The 2,461-nt window shown below is 39.1% G+C and carries 2 protein-coding genes; both read right to left on the reverse strand.

All coding sequences use genetic code 11. The annotated features are described in order from the left end of the window. Positions 1-740: 740 nt before the first annotated feature. Positions 741-1,196: a helix-turn-helix domain-containing protein gene (locus BTHERMOSOX_RS10375; RefSeq protein WP_138121073.1), complete on the reverse strand. Its 456-nt coding sequence runs from the start codon at positions 1,194-1,196 to the stop codon at positions 741-743. Further along, a complete protein-coding gene (locus BTHERMOSOX_RS10380) occupies positions 1,190-1,507 on the reverse strand; it encodes a type II toxin-antitoxin system HigB family toxin (protein WP_138121074.1) in 318 nt (105 codons plus the stop codon). The genes BTHERMOSOX_RS10375 and BTHERMOSOX_RS10380 overlap by 7 nt, the downstream gene beginning before the upstream one ends. Positions 1,508-2,461 lie beyond the last annotated feature (954 nt).

Raw genomic sequence — 2,461 nt, forward strand, 5'->3', positions numbered from 1 at the left:
AAATAGTTCACCACTTTTGTATCTTAGGGATGTTATTAAAATGCGCCGCCAGGGAAATAATGTGCCTAAATTACCGCAGATGCCTGCGCTAGTTGCTGCTTAATTATATAGGGGAATGAACGGTTACTACCTGAAGGGTATAATTCTGAATATTTTTCTAGTGGCAAAAAAGCATCGTCGGACATCAAAAGTTAAGCGTTACCCAACAGACTTAAATGATAAAAAGTGGAAGATCATTAAGCCCTTATTACCCCGCGAGTTACCGGGTGGTCGTCCAAGAAAAGTGCTCAAGGGGTCGGAGTTGTTGAATTCATGGCCCATTTGAGGCCGTTTAGGAAGTGGGGTGGAGCATCCCATTAGAGTTGTTGAATTTCAACAACTCTGACCCTAATGCCCTCTAATGCCGCTACCAGTGACAGATTAACTTGTTGAATTGTAATGATTAAAGCTGTGTTTCTGCCATGTTTCCTGAAAGGAAGGTCACTTAAATAAAGGAAGGTCACTTAAATAACAAGGGCTTAAAAACCTGAATATTAAATTTATGGTGTGGTTTTTAAAAAACGTTCTTCGCAAGCTATTGTTTATTACTATAGTGTCATTTTTCAATCAAGTGATAAAACCCATAACTGATTGATTTATTAAGGGGTAAAATGACTGGTAGCGGTATTAAACTCTGACCCCTTGATTCGACAATCTAATCTTGTTCGTTAGACTTTTTTGCATGATTAATAATCCGAGTTCTACGCAGTTTTTAAATTAAAAAATACGGCAGGGTTTAAACTAAATCGTTTCGATAATTTAGTTATATGTTCTTTTGTAAGGTTTCTCTTTCCATTCAATATCATGGATACCAATGATTTAGACCCTATTTCATCTTTAAAACCCGATACAGTTAAATTGTGCTGATCCATCAACACTCTCAGGACTGATATTTCTTGACTAATATTATTTGCTTCATTACCGAATTTCACAATATCTTTTTGGTTCGATTCATATTTATTAATTGACTTAGCTATAATATCTATCAAATCATTTAACGGTTCATCAATAGTATCATTTGCCTCGTTAAATAGATGCTCAATTAGTTCAAGAGCTTCTTGATAAGCCTTGTCAGATTTTATATGAAGGATACTTGATGCGTTATGGGCAAACCCTAGAAAAGAATTTGTTAGTGTTTCTGTTTTTACTGCTAACATTTATCGCTCTCCCTTCTATATTTAGAGCATAGCTTGTCATATTCTGTATGGGTAACAATATGCTTTACGTAAATTCTCTGATATGAAAATAATATTGCGAAAATAAGCCTTAAATTATTGCCACCTATATCAATTACCCACCATTTATTTTTGTATTTAAAATTATCAAGGGATGCAAATGTTCCCTTCATTATGCTTGGTGTATCAAATTCTACTTTTCTTAAAACATTGTAGGTATTCATTATTGCATCTCTATCATTGGGATATTTGACTGATGCTTCTGCAAAAGGTTTCTTTGAAATAACATGCACATTACGTACTCTTTGTTGACATAATATGAACTATAGCATTGCTCTACAATATTTACAAGATGTGAACTTTTGAGTCTAACGCCTGCTTCACCGGAAAAATAAAGCGTAGGAGCGACAGCGACGTAGCTTTGTTTTTTCCGAGTGTAAGCACTTGTGTGTGCCCGGCATGGGCATGATCTTATGGGGTGCAAGTCCCTGTACATTATCCAGAAAGGAGTCCTATTTGACAACTTTAAAAGTACTAGCCGATGGCAAGGGTGGAAGGGCGACCGACCACTTGAAGCCTAAGTGCAAATCTGCGAGCCAATGGACAAAAACAGCATAGTAAGGCCGAACCGCAGGGCGAGTCAGCACAACATGACGAAGCCCACCTGGATCACTGTGGGATGGTAAATGCTGTGGTTGTGCAGAGAAAGGTCATGTTCTTACCCGGGGAGATATGCCTGCCTAAGCTGCTTAACGGCAGCGGTGGAACAGAGCCTGCGAAGGTGCGCGTTAACAGGGCAGAAGTCAGCAGAGGACGAGAACCCAGTGGTATGTTGCTGGGGAAAGGTCCGAAGGCAGTGTGATATGTTGGTGCTCGTGAGCTTTGGTCATTCGCAAACCCCGACCGGGGAAATGAATGCCAGGCGCGTCATGAAATCATTACTTATCGATCTTGCATCGGTGGAATGCATCGTATTGAATACGAGTATAGTAGCCAAAGAGTGCTATGGTGCGAGATTCATCATCCGGCTACGGCCCGATAGACACTTGATACGAAATCGATTTGCCCGAGGAAGTATCTCAGTTAATAACTGGCTAGTACAGCGCCCCGTAAGTTCGTTCATAGATTTTATATCACCAAAACCTTACCTTGATAGGTCCATTTAAAGGGCTTTGCCATCGTTTCATTGAAATAATTAATGAATGCCATAATCTTACTGTTTAATTCTTCCTTGTTTTTAAAGCTTC

The organism is Bathymodiolus heckerae thiotrophic gill symbiont, from assembly GCF_900128515.1.
GTDB lineage: Bacteria > Pseudomonadota > Gammaproteobacteria > PS1 > Pseudothioglobaceae > Thioglobus_A.